The following is a 14,663-nucleotide window of genomic DNA, read 5'->3' on the forward strand; positions in this document are numbered from 1 at the left end:
ATGAAAGTATGGATTGATATCTCAAATGCGCCTCATGTAAGGTTTTTCAAGGATGTAATCAAATATCTGGAAGCCGAAGGTGAGGATGTTATTGTCACAGCAAGACAATTTGGGGATATCCATAAGTTGCTTGAGATGTATGATATAGACTTCATTTCAGTTGGAAAACATGGCGTAAGTCTTTATGATAAACTTAGGGAGAGCACACAAAGGGTATTCAACCTTGTGGACATTATACATGGTGAAAGGGTTGATGTCGCCCTTAGCAAGCATTCCATTGAACTTCCTAGAATCTCATTCGGTCTTGGAATTCCAAGTTTGTACGTTTTGGATAACGAAAAGGCATTGGCAGCCAATAAGCTGACCCTTCCGTTATGTGACAGGATTATTGCTCCAAGTAGCATCGACTTTTGGCAATTGATGAAATTCGGTGCAGATCCGAACACTATCATTCCATATGACGGTACCTCTGAATTGATGCATTTTAAAAGTTTTGTATATAACGACAATATTTTTGACGATTTGAATCTTAACTTAAATCATTCAAAGACAATATTGATGAGGCCTGAACCTTCACTTGCATCATATCTTGATGTTGACTGCAGGAAGTCAGTCCTGTCACCTATTGTTGATGAGCTGAAAAATGTGGCCAATATTTTGATATTGCCAAGATTCAAGGAACAGTCTGAAATATTTGAAGGCATTGAGAATGTTCATATATTGAAACCGCCTGTCGACACATCAAGCATCATTAAAAAATCAGATCTTGTAATCGGTGCGGGTGGAACAATGAACAGGGAAGCTGCAATCCTTCAGACTCCGGTCATTTCCTGCTATCCTGGTGAAACATTGTCAGTTGACCAGTATTATGTGGATAAGGGTTTGATGTACAGGTCCAATGATACCGATGATGTCATTGAAAGGGCACTGGAGTATATAGTCAATCCCCATGAAAAAATTGATGTTGAGACTGATGATTTATTCCAGGTGATTATGGATAATTTATATGATTTGGCCAAAAATGGTAAATAGTTTTTTATAGTAATAATGTCATATAGTAATATGATATTCATTATTGATTTTTTGGGCTGGTAGCTCAGATGGTAGATCGTCGCCTTGGCATGGCGGAGGCCCCGGGTTCAAATCCCGGTCAGTCCATTTTATATTTTAATAAATTAAATTTGTGATAGTAATATGTTGTTAATTGCTCAAAACCACTTACAATTAATTGTTGAAGTAGGAATAATGCTATTAGTTGCATGGATATTTGCACTAAACTTGATTCCATTGTCCTTAAGTGTTGTAACCTTCTTATCATTGTTTGTTATGGGTGGTTTTACACTTATTTTTGGAGCGGACATCGCTCTTTTGATATTGTCTTCAAGTCAAGCGGAATTCACTCACCCGTTCGGGCCAATCGCTCTTATGGGTTCGGTTGCTGCTTTGGCATCGCTGAAGGTAATGAAGGAATCGGGTGTGGATATACGGCCTCTTAGAAGATTTGTAATATTGTTCCTGGCAGGAATCACCATTTTCGGTGGATTGATGCACAGGTCATTTTTAATCTTATGGCTGATTGGTTTATTCTTCGGTTATTTGATTATATCCAAATCATTCAGGGAAAAATCCGTAATTACCTTAAGAAGGGTAGGTTTGTTCTTAGGTGTTGCAGGAGTAGGTTTTATTCTCCTGGAAGCCGTTTCAAGAATAACTGGTATGACAATCTTTTCACCTATATTGAGGTTCAGCAGGATTGAGCAATACTCATTATCAAGTATTAAGACTGTATTGCATAACATTCAGCTAATAGGACACAGTGCAAAGGCTTCCTATTGGGGAGCGGAAGGTACGGCATTTGCTGAAGGTTATATTACGTTGCCGATGCAGTTCGTTTTATTCTTCGGACTTCCTTTCCCAATGTTCTTTGGTATACTGGTAAACCAAAAGGATACAATCGATTATATGCTTCCAGGTATCTTTGGTTATGGTTTTGACTTTGGTATATTGGGACTTGTAGGATTGATGGTATTTGTGCTTGGAACTATACTGATTGGTTTCCAGGTATTAAACAGATACAGAGAAAAAAGAGAGAAAAACAACAAGAAATACTTGGGAAGAGAGGTATTGTTGACAGGAGCATTGGCTTCATTCTGTGCACAGGCATTAATCGGTATGTTTGTATTTAACAGAACAATCAACGGTATGGCATTATTAACATTCATATTTGTCGGTACTTTTATTTTGGCTAATGTAGTTACACTCAAAACAAGATCATAGAGGTAATTTTATGAAAGCTTTAGTTTTACTTGGATGTCCAGAAACTCCATCTCAAACTCCGATGGCTGTTTATGTTTTTAATAAATTGACAAAAATGGGTTATGATACTACCATTGCTGCAAACCCTGCGGCTTCCAAACTTGTAAAGATATCTGACCCAGAAGGACTTTACAATCTTAATATTGTTGATTTGGAAAGAACATTGGGGGATATCAAAGAAGGAGATTATGATTTATTGGTAGGTTTTGTTCACAAGGATGCAGCAGCATCATTTTTCGTAACATTCGACCAGATATTGCAGACAAAATCCCTGGCACTGGTATTTTCAAGGGATGCTGATGAAGTGGCTGAATTTGTAACAATGATTGAAGAGAGCGGAAGCGATGCATATATTGCGGCTGTAAGGGCTTTCCATAATCCTTCACCGATAAAAGTTAAATTTGAAAGAGCAATAAAGGAGTTTGAATAGAATGTCTTTTTGTTTAGATACTTACCTTCAACAGTCTGATAACTATGAAATCCATGCATCCAAAGCAGGATTTAAGGACTGTGCAATGATTATCAGATTCAAGGCAGATGATATTGTTTACATTAAGCCTGGCGATGAGGTTTTAGGTGTTCGCGTTATTGGAATTCCACCAATTCCAATAGGATTTGACAATGAAAAGGGAACAGTATTCCTGCCGTATACAAAACCGTGTCACGGAACTTCCGTTGTAGAGCTTCCAATCGATGAGGAAGAAGTCGAAAAAATCAGAAAATTGGATACTGGTAACAAAAAATGAGATCTACAGTTGTTGGAAGTTTTCCAGTTGAAGTAAAAGGGCCATCTTCAACCAAAGATAAGTTATTGAATGCATTTGGAGCATATGACCCTTTTAAAGAGGCTATTAAAAGTAGTGTAGTTGCCCAGCTTGATGCAGGAGTGGATATAATCTCCGACGGTCAGGTCAGGGGAGACATGGTTTCTATTTTTACAGAGTATATTCCTGGAATGAGGATTGTTGACGGAAATACTGAAATTGTTTCAAAAATCAGAAATCCTACTCAGGAGATTTCAGTTAAGGACCTGCAGTTTGCCAAAAAGGTCATGAAAGATTACTTTAACGGAAGAATTCCTGAAGGCAAAGGCGTTAAAGGGATAATCACAGGTCCGAATACAATCGTTCACTCTTCAAGAATCGCAGGTTTTTACAAAAACAAGGAAGATGCCATAATCGATTTGGCACATTCTTTGAAGTTTGAAGTGGATGCAATAGCAAAAAAGGTCAATCCAGTTTATATTCAAATCGATGAGCCTTTCCTATCAACCGGAATGGTGGATATGAAAACCGCCCGTGAAGCCATAGACATTTTGCATGATGGATTGGAAATACCGTTGGCTATGCACGTTTGCGGAATCCTTAAGGATGCATTTAAGGACATTTCCAGATTCAATGTTGACATATTGGATTTCGAGTTTGCTGGAAACAATGTCAATCTTGATGTTTTAAAGGAAAATTATAATCTTGTTTCAAACAAAAAGATAGGTTTCGGATGTCTCGATTCATCTGTAAACGTTGTTGATGATGCAGATGATGTTGATAATCTCATCACAGAAGCTATTGAAATTGTCGGAAAGGATAATTTGCTTTTGGATCCTGATTGCGGATTGAGAAGGGCTCCAAAGGATGTTGCTTTTGAGAAATTAAGACTGATGAATGAACTTAAGGATAAGTACAGCTAGATTTTTAATCATTTCTTCAACTACCTAATCATCACTGGTGTTTAAATGGACGAATTTTGCAGTAAATGTGGCGAAAAATTAAAGGAAGATGCATTGTTCTGTGCCAATTGTGGAGAAAAGGTTCCAAATAAACAGAACAGATTTTTAAACAAGCATATGCTGATAATAATAGTTATTTTTGCAATTATTGCGGTCTTTTTATCATCCATTCTATTGACTGGCCATACTCAAACGGTCAAGGTGGACAATGTGGAATTTGAAATCCCTGCCGATTATGTCAAGGAACCTCTGAGGACCGATGTCAGCTACGACGGAAACGTCAAGTCAAGCGCAATGGGCTGGAGCAATGATGACAATTATATTGAGATAGGAGTTACAAGGACTCCCGGAGCCGGAATTGATAGCCAGAAGGTAGCGGCGGATTTGGGTGGAACTCCTGCTAAAATGTATGGTTATACAGGTTATTATTTGGAATATGAAAATGAAGGTTATGCATTCGTATTCGGAATAAGAGATGAGGTCTGTATGGTATATGTTTCAGACTATGATGTGTTTGATGATATTAATGTCATAGGTGCGGTTTAAAAAAATAAGTAAAGTGGGATAAAAAATCAATTCCCAAATCTAACGATATTCATGTTTGAAGTTCTTGTCATATAGCTTGGATGCATTAAAGTCTCCAGGGTCTAAGACATCTCCCACCACAATCATTGCAGTCTTTGTAATATTGGCATCTTTAACTTTTTGTGCAATATCTGCGAGGGTTCCTCTAATTATTTGCTGGTCTGGCCAAGTTGCCTTTTTGACTACTGCAACAGGAGTTGTTTCTTCGTAACCTTCCAGCAGTTCATCAACCACCTTGTCAATCATTCCTATGCCCAAAAAGATGCACATGGTTGCATGATGCTTTGAAAAGCTAGCAAGACTTTCACCTTCCGGTTTTGGAGTTCTGCCTTCCGGACGTGTAATTATGACACTTTGTGAAATCTCAGGTAAAGTTAACTCCGCTTCAAGAACACTTGCAGTACCGAATAGGGAACTTACTCCCGGTATGATTTCATATTCGATGTCGTGCTTTTTGAGTTCGCGTATTTGCTCGCCGATTGCCCCATAGATTGACGGGTCGCCGGTATGTACACGGGCTACCAATTTGCCTTCATTAACCGCTTCAGTTATTATTGCGTCAGTTTCCTCTAAATTTAAATAAGCACTATTGTGGATTACACATTCATCTTTTGCAGGACATAAAACATTTTTATTGACAAGTGAACCGGCATAGATGATTACGTCAGCTTTTTCAATTACATTTCTTCCTTTAACGGTGATTAAATCAGGATCTCCAGGTCCTGCACCAATAAAAACAACTTTACCTTTCATAATATTATTTTTAATTTATTTATTATTTAATCATTTTGTATCAAAATTGACTTTGATTTTGAGCAAAATTTATTAATTTCTAAAATAATTAAGAAATATGGATAATAAAGGTTTTATTTCAATAGAATATCTATTTTCATTATTTATTCTTGTCATTATTGCATTAGGTGTGTTGTTTTTCGCATCATCCGCAATATCGTCAAGTTTGAATATTGAAGATAGTGCAATGCACAGGATGATTCTTGATGATGTGGCAAATCAAATCAGTCAGGTAAACTCGAATGGAATCGGATATTCAAAATACATCAGGCTGCCATCCGATAAGGGATATTTTGAGATTACCGCTGAGAGGAACAGGCTGACTATGGAATACGGAGATAAAAAAGGTGAGACATTGATGATGCTGGCAGACCTGGACTCGGAATATAAGCTGGTCAGCGGAAGAAGCTATGTGATAACAAAAACCGCTGAAGGGGTTGTGATATCATGAGGGATAATCGGGGACAGATTTCAGCTGAATTCCTCTTTGTTTTTGGCGTTTTGATACTGATTGTCATGCTGTCGATAGTCTTTGTAGCAAATGAACAGGAATTGAATGTTGCGATGAGTGCAGCTCGAAGCGGTGCAAATGAAGGGATTGCAACATCTTCCGTAGCAATCTATCCGAAGGACACGTTTTGCGATTATTCGCAATCAAAGACAAGTTTGCTGTATCCCCATGATGTTGAAATAGTCAACGTTTCGTATAGTGAATTGGGCCATGACATTAACTATGATAAAAAGAGGATACAGTTCAGGGTATATGCCAAAACGTCCAAACACTTCAGCAGTTCCGAACTGGTTTCCATTGGGGATAGGATAAACTATAACCTGAGAAAGTCAATTGCTGTAAGCTTCAACAGTACATCATCAACGAATAAGTTGTATAATCCGGTGTTTTCTCCACATTATGTCTACACAACCGCTAATGTTAAATGGATTTAGGGATATACAATAAATTATGAACAGATATGAAAAAGGTAAAAAATGCTTGGAGGGCATTCAAAATAAGTCAGTTGAAGAAATCTTTAAGGAACTTGATGAAATCGCTCCTGATTTGTCAAGATTCGTCATTGAGTATCCGTATTCTGAAATATATACCCGTGACGAAGTCGACTTGAAGACACGTGAAATCTGTACAATTTCAGCGTTGACCGCTCTTGGAACAATTCCTCAGCTTAAGGAGCATATCAATGCCGCATTGAATGTAGGTAATACTCCTACAGAGATTGTTGAAATCATGATGCAGATGAGTGCTTATTGCGGGTTTCCTAAAGCAATCAATGCAGTCATGGCAGCAAAAGAGGTATTTGCCGAAAGGAATCTGCTCTAGGTGAACAATGTATCTTGATGACATTAACATTTCAGAGGCAGGCTATGACAGGGTATGCCTTAACTGCAAGTACTGGCAAACAGTCACCCAATTGGAAGGCCCCGCTCAGGGGGTGGTCTGCCGTTTGGGAAACGGCCACACAAATCCGAATGATGCCTGTAGCCAATTCATGCCGAACAGCACCTTCGACAGCTTACAGGACCCAAACAAATATCATGACAAGTCACACAAGTTAAATGTATATAAACGATTTTTATGACTTTTGAAAGAATAGCAAGTAAATTACAAGAGGAATTGATTGAAATAATCAAATCCAATAAGGAATTGAATGATTACGAGATTATAGTGTACAAATATGTTTTCATTTCTGAGCTTGGAATACCTCTTTTAGAGGATTTGGGGGTTGAAATAACTGAGGATTCATTCATATTGTATATCATTCCTGATGATTTGGAATTTGATCTCCTGCGTAATTTGGATGATGCATTTGATAGGTTTGAAATCACATTTTTGCCTAATTCATATAATATTTTAAAATTGAAATTCAAGTTAAGTGATTAAATGTATAATGAAGAAGAAAAACAGCAATTGATGAATGATTTGATTGAAATGGAAACATTCCAGGCGGATGTTGGTGATGAGGGAAAAATACTGCAAAAAGATTTGAAGGAGTATTTCATCAATGGCAATGGAGATAGGGAAGATCTGATTTTCAGATTGGAGTATTATTTCTATGCCTTCAAAATGTTCTGCCGAAAATCAATAAAAATAGACAGGAATCAGTTCATTGTATATTTGAACGATTCCCTTCTGGATTATCACTTGATAAATCTTGTTAAAAACGATTTAGATGAATTTGAACTGGAAATAGAAGCAGTCAAAGAAAATAGGGATGTGCTGATTAACCTTAATTTCACCCTGCATTTCTAGATTTTGAAAATCTTGAGGGCGTTTCTGGTGGTGATTTCATCAACAGTTTCAACGTCCATATCTTTTATCTCAGCGATTTTATGAACTGCATTGACAACGTTTGCAGGTTCGTTTCTCTCTTCTTTTGTCATGGCTAGATATGGGCTGTCGGTTTCGGTTAGGACATAGTCAAGGTCTATCTTTTCAATAAGGTCCTGATGATGCTTTGAATAGCACAACATTGTGGAAAAACTCATAACACAGTTGTCCATGTTCATAATCTTTTTTGCAGTCTTAAGGCTTCCTCCGTAACAATGAAAAACAAAATATGGAATGTCTTCGTATTCTGGAATGATGTTGACTGCCTTTTTCTCACAGTCCCTAACATGCATGACAATAGGCACTTTATATTCGTTTGCAAGTTCCAGAAATCCTCTGAATATCTCCTGCTGTCTTTCACGCAATGCCTTGTCTGTAACGTAAAAGTAATCCATTCCGACTTCGCCAATTGCAACAATGTCATTTAGATATTTGTCAATATTTTCATGTGCTGTTTTGATGTCTTCTTCAGTGGCGTTCTGTGAGCTTACCGGATGAAATCCGAATGTAGGATATATGAATCCTTCATAATCTTTTGAAAGCTGCAGGACATCCATGTTGCTGTCGTTGCTGTATCCTGAAACGATAACATGGTCAAGCTTTTCCCGGGCTCTTTTTATGACGTCCTCACGGTCGCTGTCAAAGTCCTTAAAATCAATGTGGCAATGGGTATCGATCATGTTTAAACTCCAAATCTGCGTTCGCGCTCTTGATATGATCTGATGGCCCTTATAAAATCAACTTTCCTAAGTTCAGGCCATAATGTTTCACAGAAATACAACTCTGAATAGGATGATTGCCATAGCAGGAATCCGCTTAGGCGTTCCTCTCCGCTGGTACGGATAATTAAATTAGGATCGGCCAGTCCTCCTGTATAAAGGTTTTTGCTTACAAGTTCTTCATCAACATCATCGACAGTGATTTCACCGGCTTGCACCTGTTCAATAATCTTTTTAAAGGAATCTATGATTTCCAAACGTCCATCATATCCAATAGCTATGTTAAATAATCTTTTGTCATATTTTGATGTTGCATCTTCAGCTTCCTTGATTGCTTCGCGCACGCTTTCAGGCATTAGCTCGGTTCTTCCGACCACTTTCACCCTGACTTCGTTTCTGTGTATTTTTTCGTGGTCAACTAACCTTTTGAAGTTTTTGACAAAGAGTTTCATCAGTCCTTCGACTTCATGTTGTGGCCTGTTGAAGTTCTCTGTTGAAAAGGCATAAACGGTAATAATTTCAATTCCAAGTTCGATACTCCAGTCAAGAACCTTCTCCAAGGTGTCCACTCCTATTTCGTGACCTTTTATAACGTCAATGTTTCCTTGAATTTTGGAGTATCTCCTGTTTCCATCCATAATTATAGCAACATGTTTTGGCATTTTTTCCGGCTTTAAATCACGTGTAATGTACCATTCATATAATCTATAAAGTATGTTTTCTGACATTTTCATCACTTATTTTGATAATTCATCAGCTAAAATTAAACTACGGACATAACCATCAATGCTTTGGTCTCGGCTTGTGTCGATGTAGACCCTGTCGATGCCGAAGGTTACTGCTCCATGACTTGGCCATGAACTGACCAGAACAAGTGTCCTGAAAATTATGTTTCCTGCACGTCCGTTAGGAGCAATGATAATGTTGGCTTTGCTGTTTATAGCTTTTTCTATTAAAATAAAGCAGTTTTCGACTTCTTCATCTGTATTTTCTTGTATCATTTTTGTTAATTTTTTGCTGTCGATTATTGAGTTTGATACTTCGCTGCCTCTTCCGAAGTCATCTTCCCTTCCTTCAGCCAAAATTGCAATTTTAGGCTTTTTGCCCACTTTTTTTAGAAAGTCAATACAATTCCGAACGATTTCATATTTTTCCTCAACGGTATTGCCTTCATCAATCCCTACAGGAGATAACAGAAATTCATGTCCGTCTCCATTAACATATGTTGCCCTTGACAGGTTAGGGTAATGTTTTTTGAGATATTGCATAATATTGGAGGCAGGAAGTGACCCACGAACTACTGCATCGACATTATCGTCTAAAACAGCTTTTATTAAGTCATCATCACTATATATAAGTCTTATATCCGTTTTTGGGTGTTTTTCTTTGAAAATATGACAAGCTTGTATGATATTTTCGTTTTCACCAACACCAATAGCTATTGTTTTCATTAATTTAATTATATATATTTCATTATAAATTAAAGTTTTCTAATTTGTCTTGATTTGTGAAAAATTTTTAAGTGAGTAAGTCAAAAATATTATTAAATTGTGGGGATTTTCATGACCGGAAATATTAGGGATCTGTCAACGTATAGTCAGAATGATACTGAAAAAATGGATTTGATTAATGGGGTTTTTAAAGAATTCCCTCTTTTTGATTCAATTAAATGTTGTTATAAAGATGTTTCATGTAGTAAGATTGAATCCATTGATTTCTCTGAGGACATCGATGAATTGGATGAATCTGATGATTCTAAATTAATATTATGCTCTCCTGTCTTTAAGGAGACCCCATCTAAATATTGCCCTAAATGCGGTCGCAAATATCTAAAGGCTGACATTGTTTGTCTTGATTGCTTGGTTCATCTTAAAGACATTTCAGATAAAGTTGATGTTCGAGATATTAAATCAGAGCCTAAATTCACTTTTGTTGGGCAAAATAATTACAGTTCATTTGATGAGTTATTAAATAAAGACAATCTCTTAAAAATAAATGAATTCGACTTTACAATAGATGATTATTCGACTATTCTGCATGACATTAAATCCCAGGCATTTTTAAATTTTGACAATCTGGTTAAGGAAAATGAGATATACTATGATGGTCTGGACATCCTTGAAAAAGTAATATTGTTCGTCAAATCCTTTGTCAAGGTTGAATTTAAGTCATCTGGTGGTCAGCTGGGTTATTTTGAATCAGATGCCATTGCCATTGATGACAGATCAACAAAATCCCTTCAAATCACTACATTGATTCATGAATTGTCCCATTTTTTAATCCAGGAAATATTGATTCATGTTCTTTGCAAATTATTGGATAGCACACGAAATTCCTTCACTGAATCGTTGGTCACATTTATATTGTCATATACTCATTTCACCCAATTGATTGATGAGTATGCAGCCCACAACGTCGAGGGCAGGTTCACGATTTTCGGTTTTCAGGATTACTCTTCATTCACAGACATTGAACGGAAAATGGACGGGGAAATGACAAAAGACGAAATTGAAATAACAAAATCAATTGGAAATACCTTTGCTTTATCCATCAAGGAGATTTTGGAATCTTTGATTGATAGGGAAATGCGCGAAGACATAAAGGAACAATTCTTAAAAGATGTTCTGGACAGGCCGAATTATGTTGCTTTAAAAATGGAAAACTGCCAAATTTTAAATGATGAAGGTTTTATTAAGGCGATTTGGCTGATTTTAAATGAGGGCTGTGAAGTTGCAGCCTCAAACATTGACCGATTGATTTCCATTTAGGAGAAGAATCCTTCAATTCGCTTAATCATGTATTGTTAATGTCTTGTCTTGAGGTTATATTGCTGATTTTAACTGTCATTTTTCTTTTAGAAAATGACTTATATTTTGACAACAAAACTACTTTTATGAATGTAAAAGACAAAATTTTAAACCTGAATCAGGAACACACCGGAAAAAGTGCAGACATCAGCGACCTTCTTTTAACAATCATTACTAAATTCCAATTATTTGAGCCTTGCTCATACCTTTCCGAGGACGATGAATGGCTGAATGTCAGTTTGATATCAATTGAAGACGGCAACGCAGGTCAGGCATTAACCATCCGCAAAAGCGAAATCACCACATTCGGAATTTTTAACCGTGAGGAAATCGAGCTTAATTTTGCTCCTCAAAACGAATCTGAGGATCTATACCAATGAAGGAAATCTTTCTTGATGAAAACTTTGATGTTGACAAGATAACGTCACAAATCACAAAAGTCATGGACAGATGGTCAATTCAGTTTCTAGACATCAACGGACCCACTTGGGTAATATATGACTATGATATGCATGTGAAATACGTGTTTCATTTTCAGGTTGATTTCAATGACTTGGAAGTCCGCATAAAATTAGAGGATTTGAAGCTTAATGTCATTCATCACATCGAATCTTTGAGGGATGAGACAACATATCGGGATAATCTGACAAATTCGGTTTTTATAAAATAAAAAAAAGAAAAGAATTAAAGTTATTTAATTCTTGTATTGTAGTATCTTACACCGTCTGTATCGTATGTGTACCATCTGTCAACTTCAACATCATAACCTTCACCGACAACAGTTACATATGAATCGGTTTGAGGGTTATATACACGTGCAGTCTTATTAGTGGTATTAGTGTCGTTTCTTGGTGAGTTATCTCCAACAACAGTGTCATTTGAAACATTGCCGTCCTTATCAATCATAATGACATTAGGAGTGTCATTGACTGTTTTATTTGGAGTGGCATTAGCAACAGTAACGTTATTTACTGGAGCTTCACTGTCGGTGACGATAATATATGCTCCAACTGCTAAAAGTGCAATCACAAGAATTGCAATAGCAATTAAAATAATATTATTTTTTTCCATTGTTTATCACCTTGATATAATGTTTGTCTAAACTAGTATATATTAATCACTCACGTCAAAATCATCAATTACCTGATAGGTAAATTGAGGATGCATTTGTTTGATTTCTGTTAATACTTTGTTTTTGACCTTTTGCCTGTCTGCATCGAAATCAACAATCATGTCAAATGTTATTAGCTTTTGGGTTTCATAGACTATGAAACCGTGAATTTCAATAATCTCATCGTATTTTGATGCAATTTCGTATAGGTCATTTTTGATATCATTGAATTTATTGTTTCGGGCATATATTCCAACTGTCAGTATGATTGAGAATTCCTCATAGATTTTGAGTGAAATCTGGCGTGTCAAATTATGTATTTCCAATGCGGTCAGGCTGTCATCGACTTCCACATGCACTGATCCCTGCATATCTTCAGGTCCGTAGTTGTGCAAACTCAAGTCATATGCCCCATAGACTTCAGGAAGCTCACATATTGACTCTTTGATTTTTCTGGATAACTCTGAATCAATCCTTGAACCGATCATGCTGTCGACAGTTTCCCTTATCATGTCAATACTTGCCTTGATAATAACAATTGATATGATTACCCCTAGAATTCCCTCAAGTGAAATGTGAAAGAATATTGAGACTAAAGCCGCAACCAATGTTGACAGTGAAAGTATTGAATCAAAAAGGGCATCGCTTCCGGAAGCTACAAGCGCCTGTGAGTTGATGTCTTCACCAACGCTCTTCACATATCTGCCCAATGCAAGCTTAACAACGATTGCAACAGCAATGATTACAAGTGAAACTGTAGTGTAGTTTGTAACATCCGGTGTGAAAATCTTAGGCCAGGATTCCATGAAGGCTGTTATTCCAGCCCACAATACGATTGCTGCAATAATTACTGATGAGAAGTATTCGATACGCCCATATCCATACGGATGATTTTTATCAGGAGGCCTATTTGCAAGCTTCGCTCCAATAATCGTAATAATGGATGATAGTGCATCGGTTAGGTTATTGACCGCATCCAAGGTAATCGCAATGGAATTTGTCACTATTCCTACAAATGCCTTGAACGCAACAAGAATGAGGTTGACAATGATGCCTATCACGCTGGTTTTTATAATTTTTTCCTGTCTTGTCATACATTAAAATTTATTTGGCATAATTATATAGTTTTTTTCACAATACTTTTAAATAGGTTCAATGTTAATCTAATTGCAAGGAGGCATTTCTATGTCAGTATATGATTTTGAAGTAAAAGACGGTGATGGAAATACAGTTTCTCTATCCCAATACAAAGACAAAGTACTCTTAATAGTAAACTCAGCAACAAAATGTGGATTCACACCACAATATACAGAATTAAACGAAATATACGCAGAATTCAACCCTCAAGGTTTTGAAATCCTGGATTTTCCATGCAACCAATTCGGAGGTCAGGCACCTGGAACTACTGAAGAAATCACAGAGGTTTGCCGATCCAAATGGCTGGTGCCGTATACAATCTTTGAAAAGATTGATGTCAATGGTGAAGATGCATCCCCATTATTCGAATATCTTAAGAATGAACAGCCATTCACTGGCTTGACAGGCAAAGGAGCTGGAAAACTTAAGGTTGTCGTTAAGATGAAGGACAGGCATTACAAGGATAACAATGACATCAAATGGAATTTCACTAAATTTTTAGTTGACCGTGAAGGTAATGTTGTTCGCAGATTCGAGCCAACAGAAGATTTAAACGACGTAAAAGAAGCTATTAAAGCTCTTTTATAATCTTTTTTTTAAATTTTTTTTTTAATTTAAAGTTTTTCAGCTGATTTTTCATTCACTAAATATTATTAACTATGAAATACAGAGATATTTTTACATAATAAAGGTGCAAGCAAATGTATGAAAAAATTTTATTACCTACAGACGGTTCAACATATGCCGACCAGGAAGTTGATAGAGTAGAAAAACTAATTGATAAAGACGGTGAAGTAATTGTTTTATCTGTTGCCGGCAGATTGACATCCAGTGCTTTTCAATCCAGAAAAAAAGTCAAAAAAGTGAATGAAAAGCTTAAAAAGGATGCTCAAAGATTTGTTGACAATATGGCTGCAAAATTTGAAGATGATGTAAATGTTAAAAAGATGGTTGTAACAGGTTTTGCGGCTGAAACAATTATTAAAGTGGCGGAAAGTGAAGGTGTCGATTTGATTGTGATATCTTCCTCAGGAAAAAGTGGAATTCACAAATTTGTCCTTGGAAGCGTAACTGAAAAGGTGCTTAAAAACAGTGATGTGGACGTATTGTTAGTTCACAATGATTAGGT

General features: G+C 36.7%; 23 protein-coding genes and 1 tRNA gene. 18 read left to right on the plus strand and 6 right to left on the minus strand.

Annotated features, from left to right (window positions below; translation table 11 throughout):
• The 7 genes from E7Z79_RS01065 to E7Z79_RS01095 all read left to right on the plus strand — a co-directional run bounded on the left by E7Z79_RS01065 (position 1) and on the right by E7Z79_RS01095 (position 4,588).
• Positions 1-1,032 (plus strand): DUF354 domain-containing protein, encoded by a 1,032-nt coding sequence (locus E7Z79_RS01065; protein ID WP_303738132.1) that lies wholly within the window; start codon positions 1-3, stop codon positions 1,030-1,032.
• A gap of 53 nt (positions 1,033-1,085) precedes the next feature.
• Positions 1,086-1,158, plus strand: a tRNA-Ala gene (locus E7Z79_RS01070).
• 36 nt (positions 1,159-1,194) lie between these two features.
• Positions 1,195-2,277, plus strand: coding sequence for a hypothetical protein (locus E7Z79_RS01075; protein WP_303738133.1), 1,083 nt, complete (start codon positions 1,195-1,197; stop codon positions 2,275-2,277).
• A 10-nt stretch (positions 2,278-2,287) separates the two neighbouring features.
• A complete protein-coding gene (locus E7Z79_RS01080) occupies positions 2,288-2,746 on the plus strand; it encodes a DUF1890 domain-containing protein (protein WP_303738134.1) in 459 nt (152 codons plus the stop codon).
• Position 2,747: 1 nt separating this feature from the next.
• Entirely contained in the window at positions 2,748-3,062 is a 315-nt protein-coding gene (locus tag E7Z79_RS01085; RefSeq protein ID WP_116591629.1) for a DUF1894 domain-containing protein, read from the plus strand.
• Positions 3,059-4,003, plus strand: coding sequence for a methionine synthase (locus E7Z79_RS01090; RefSeq protein WP_303738135.1), 945 nt, complete (start codon positions 3,059-3,061; stop codon positions 4,001-4,003). The genes E7Z79_RS01085 and E7Z79_RS01090 overlap by 4 nt, the downstream gene beginning before the upstream one ends.
• Positions 4,004-4,048: 45 nt before the next feature.
• Positions 4,049-4,588 carry a zinc ribbon domain-containing protein gene (locus tag E7Z79_RS01095; protein WP_303738136.1) on the plus strand — a complete coding sequence of 180 codons (540 nt, stop codon included), beginning with the start codon at positions 4,049-4,051 and terminating at the stop codon, positions 4,586-4,588.
• Between the two features lie 39 nt (positions 4,589-4,627).
• On the opposite strand, the gene cobM is transcribed toward E7Z79_RS01095, so the two are convergent.
• The gene (gene cobM, locus E7Z79_RS01100; RefSeq protein ID WP_296782337.1) at positions 4,628-5,380 is read right to left on the minus strand and encodes a precorrin-4 C(11)-methyltransferase; all 753 of its coding nucleotides are present in this window, start codon (positions 5,378-5,380) and stop codon (positions 4,628-4,630) included.
• A gap of 97 nt (positions 5,381-5,477) precedes the next feature.
• Here cobM and E7Z79_RS01105 point away from each other — a divergent pair, with 97 nt between their 5' ends.
• Genes E7Z79_RS01105 through E7Z79_RS01130 form a run of 6 tightly spaced genes read left to right on the plus strand, consistent with a single transcriptional unit; the run spans position 5,478 to position 7,682 of the window.
• Positions 5,478-5,870 (plus strand): hypothetical protein, encoded by a 393-nt coding sequence (locus E7Z79_RS01105; protein WP_303738137.1) that lies wholly within the window; start codon positions 5,478-5,480, stop codon positions 5,868-5,870.
• Positions 5,867-6,364, plus strand: coding sequence for a TadE/TadG family type IV pilus assembly protein (locus tag E7Z79_RS01110; RefSeq protein WP_303738138.1), 498 nt, complete (start codon positions 5,867-5,869; stop codon positions 6,362-6,364). Before E7Z79_RS01105 ends, E7Z79_RS01110 begins: the two co-directional genes overlap by 4 nt.
• A gap of 16 nt (positions 6,365-6,380) precedes the next feature.
• Positions 6,381-6,752 carry a carboxymuconolactone decarboxylase family protein gene (locus tag E7Z79_RS01115; protein ID WP_303738139.1) on the plus strand — a complete coding sequence of 124 codons (372 nt, stop codon included), beginning with the start codon at positions 6,381-6,383 and terminating at the stop codon, positions 6,750-6,752.
• 7 nt (positions 6,753-6,759) lie between these two features.
• The gene (locus E7Z79_RS01120) at positions 6,760-7,011 is read left to right on the plus strand and encodes a hypothetical protein (RefSeq protein WP_303738140.1); all 252 of its coding nucleotides are present in this window, start codon (positions 6,760-6,762) and stop codon (positions 7,009-7,011) included.
• Entirely contained in the window at positions 7,008-7,313 is a 306-nt protein-coding gene (locus E7Z79_RS01125) for a hypothetical protein (protein WP_303738141.1), read from the plus strand. Before E7Z79_RS01120 ends, E7Z79_RS01125 begins: the two co-directional genes overlap by 4 nt.
• Positions 7,314-7,682 carry a hypothetical protein gene (locus tag E7Z79_RS01130; RefSeq protein ID WP_303738142.1) on the plus strand — a complete coding sequence of 123 codons (369 nt, stop codon included), beginning with the start codon at positions 7,314-7,316 and terminating at the stop codon, positions 7,680-7,682.
• Here E7Z79_RS01130 and E7Z79_RS01135 read toward each other — a convergent pair.
• The 3 genes from E7Z79_RS01135 to mtxX are packed head-to-tail and all read right to left on the minus strand — an operon-like array spanning position 7,679 to position 9,930.
• Complete coding sequence (locus E7Z79_RS01135; protein WP_303738143.1) at positions 7,679-8,440, minus strand: TatD family hydrolase; 762 nt, start codon at positions 8,438-8,440, stop codon at positions 7,679-7,681. The genes E7Z79_RS01130 and E7Z79_RS01135 overlap by 4 nt on opposite strands.
• A gap of 2 nt (positions 8,441-8,442) precedes the next feature.
• The gene (gene uppS, locus E7Z79_RS01140; protein WP_303738144.1) at positions 8,443-9,207 is read right to left on the minus strand and encodes a polyprenyl diphosphate synthase; all 765 of its coding nucleotides are present in this window, start codon (positions 9,205-9,207) and stop codon (positions 8,443-8,445) included.
• A 9-nt stretch (positions 9,208-9,216) separates the two neighbouring features.
• Positions 9,217-9,930, minus strand: a complete 714-nt coding sequence (gene mtxX, locus E7Z79_RS01145; protein WP_303738145.1) for a methanogenesis marker protein Mmp4/MtxX — start codon at positions 9,928-9,930, stop codon at positions 9,217-9,219.
• A gap of 111 nt (positions 9,931-10,041) precedes the next feature.
• Here mtxX and E7Z79_RS01150 point away from each other — a divergent pair, with 111 nt between their 5' ends.
• The 3 genes from E7Z79_RS01150 to E7Z79_RS01160 all read left to right on the plus strand — a co-directional run bounded on the left by E7Z79_RS01150 (position 10,042) and on the right by E7Z79_RS01160 (position 11,956).
• A complete protein-coding gene (locus E7Z79_RS01150; protein WP_303738146.1) occupies positions 10,042-11,247 on the plus strand; it encodes a hypothetical protein in 1,206 nt (401 codons plus the stop codon).
• A gap of 125 nt (positions 11,248-11,372) precedes the next feature.
• The gene (locus E7Z79_RS01155; RefSeq protein WP_303738147.1) at positions 11,373-11,666 is read left to right on the plus strand and encodes a hypothetical protein; all 294 of its coding nucleotides are present in this window, start codon (positions 11,373-11,375) and stop codon (positions 11,664-11,666) included.
• Entirely contained in the window at positions 11,663-11,956 is a 294-nt protein-coding gene (locus tag E7Z79_RS01160) for a hypothetical protein (RefSeq protein WP_303738148.1), read from the plus strand. The genes E7Z79_RS01155 and E7Z79_RS01160 overlap by 4 nt, the downstream gene beginning before the upstream one ends.
• A 20-nt stretch (positions 11,957-11,976) precedes the next feature.
• Here the strand turns inward: E7Z79_RS01160 and E7Z79_RS01165 are convergent, their stop codons facing one another.
• A complete protein-coding gene (locus E7Z79_RS01165) occupies positions 11,977-12,357 on the minus strand; it encodes a hypothetical protein (protein WP_303738149.1) in 381 nt (126 codons plus the stop codon).
• Between the two features lie 42 nt (positions 12,358-12,399).
• A complete protein-coding gene (locus E7Z79_RS01170; protein ID WP_303738150.1) occupies positions 12,400-13,491 on the minus strand; it encodes a cation diffusion facilitator family transporter in 1,092 nt (363 codons plus the stop codon).
• A gap of 91 nt (positions 13,492-13,582) precedes the next feature.
• Here E7Z79_RS01170 and E7Z79_RS01175 point away from each other — a divergent pair, with 91 nt between their 5' ends.
• A complete protein-coding gene (locus tag E7Z79_RS01175; protein ID WP_303738151.1) occupies positions 13,583-14,122 on the plus strand; it encodes a glutathione peroxidase in 540 nt (179 codons plus the stop codon).
• A 113-nt stretch (positions 14,123-14,235) separates the two neighbouring features.
• On the plus strand, positions 14,236-14,661 hold the full coding sequence (locus E7Z79_RS01180) for a universal stress protein (protein WP_303738152.1): 426 nt from the start codon (positions 14,236-14,238) through the stop codon (positions 14,659-14,661).
• The last annotated feature ends 2 nt before the right edge of the window (positions 14,662-14,663 follow it).

Origin of the sequence: Methanobrevibacter thaueri (assembly GCF_015062905.1) — an archaeon.
GTDB classification, from domain to species: domain Archaea; phylum Methanobacteriota; class Methanobacteria; order Methanobacteriales; family Methanobacteriaceae; genus Methanocatella; species Methanocatella thaueri_A.

Excerpts from the sequence above, each read along its gene's own strand:
- E7Z79_RS01075 (WP_303738133.1), top strand. The coding sequence starts at position 1,195 with ATGTTGTTAATTGCTCAAAACCACTTACAATTAATTGTTGAAGTAGGA.
- E7Z79_RS01065 (WP_303738132.1), top strand. The coding sequence starts at position 1 with ATGAAAGTATGGATTGATATCTCAAATGCGCCTCATGTAAGGTTTTTC.
- E7Z79_RS01165 (WP_303738149.1), bottom strand. The coding sequence starts at position 12,357 with ATGGAAAAAAATAATATTATTTTAATTGCTATTGCAATTCTTGTGATT.
- E7Z79_RS01150 (WP_303738146.1), top strand. The coding sequence starts at position 10,042 with ATGACCGGAAATATTAGGGATCTGTCAACGTATAGTCAGAATGATACT.
- E7Z79_RS01125 (WP_303738141.1), top strand. The coding sequence starts at position 7,008 with ATGACTTTTGAAAGAATAGCAAGTAAATTACAAGAGGAATTGATTGAA.
- E7Z79_RS01085 (WP_116591629.1), top strand. The coding sequence starts at position 2,748 with ATGTCTTTTTGTTTAGATACTTACCTTCAACAGTCTGATAACTATGAA.
- E7Z79_RS01170 (WP_303738150.1), bottom strand. The coding sequence starts at position 13,491 with ATGACAAGACAGGAAAAAATTATAAAAACCAGCGTGATAGGCATCATT.
- cobM (WP_296782337.1), bottom strand. The coding sequence starts at position 5,380 with ATGAAAGGTAAAGTTGTTTTTATTGGTGCAGGACCTGGAGATCCTGAT.
- E7Z79_RS01180 (WP_303738152.1), top strand. The coding sequence starts at position 14,236 with ATGTATGAAAAAATTTTATTACCTACAGACGGTTCAACATATGCCGAC.
- E7Z79_RS01175 (WP_303738151.1), top strand. The coding sequence starts at position 13,583 with ATGTCAGTATATGATTTTGAAGTAAAAGACGGTGATGGAAATACAGTT.
- E7Z79_RS01160 (WP_303738148.1), top strand. The coding sequence starts at position 11,663 with ATGAAGGAAATCTTTCTTGATGAAAACTTTGATGTTGACAAGATAACG.
- uppS (WP_303738144.1), bottom strand. The coding sequence starts at position 9,207 with ATGTCAGAAAACATACTTTATAGATTATATGAATGGTACATTACACGT.
- E7Z79_RS01090 (WP_303738135.1), top strand. The coding sequence starts at position 3,059 with ATGAGATCTACAGTTGTTGGAAGTTTTCCAGTTGAAGTAAAAGGGCCA.
- E7Z79_RS01135 (WP_303738143.1), bottom strand. The coding sequence starts at position 8,440 with ATGATCGATACCCATTGCCACATTGATTTTAAGGACTTTGACAGCGAC.
- E7Z79_RS01115 (WP_303738139.1), top strand. The coding sequence starts at position 6,381 with ATGAACAGATATGAAAAAGGTAAAAAATGCTTGGAGGGCATTCAAAAT.
- E7Z79_RS01120 (WP_303738140.1), top strand. The coding sequence starts at position 6,760 with ATGTATCTTGATGACATTAACATTTCAGAGGCAGGCTATGACAGGGTA.
- E7Z79_RS01105 (WP_303738137.1), top strand. The coding sequence starts at position 5,478 with ATGGATAATAAAGGTTTTATTTCAATAGAATATCTATTTTCATTATTT.
- E7Z79_RS01155 (WP_303738147.1), top strand. The coding sequence starts at position 11,373 with ATGAATGTAAAAGACAAAATTTTAAACCTGAATCAGGAACACACCGGA.
- E7Z79_RS01080 (WP_303738134.1), top strand. The coding sequence starts at position 2,288 with ATGAAAGCTTTAGTTTTACTTGGATGTCCAGAAACTCCATCTCAAACT.
- E7Z79_RS01130 (WP_303738142.1), top strand. The coding sequence starts at position 7,314 with ATGTATAATGAAGAAGAAAAACAGCAATTGATGAATGATTTGATTGAA.
- mtxX (WP_303738145.1), bottom strand. The coding sequence starts at position 9,930 with ATGAAAACAATAGCTATTGGTGTTGGTGAAAACGAAAATATCATACAA.
- E7Z79_RS01110 (WP_303738138.1), top strand. The coding sequence starts at position 5,867 with ATGAGGGATAATCGGGGACAGATTTCAGCTGAATTCCTCTTTGTTTTT.
- E7Z79_RS01095 (WP_303738136.1), top strand. The coding sequence starts at position 4,049 with ATGGACGAATTTTGCAGTAAATGTGGCGAAAAATTAAAGGAAGATGCA.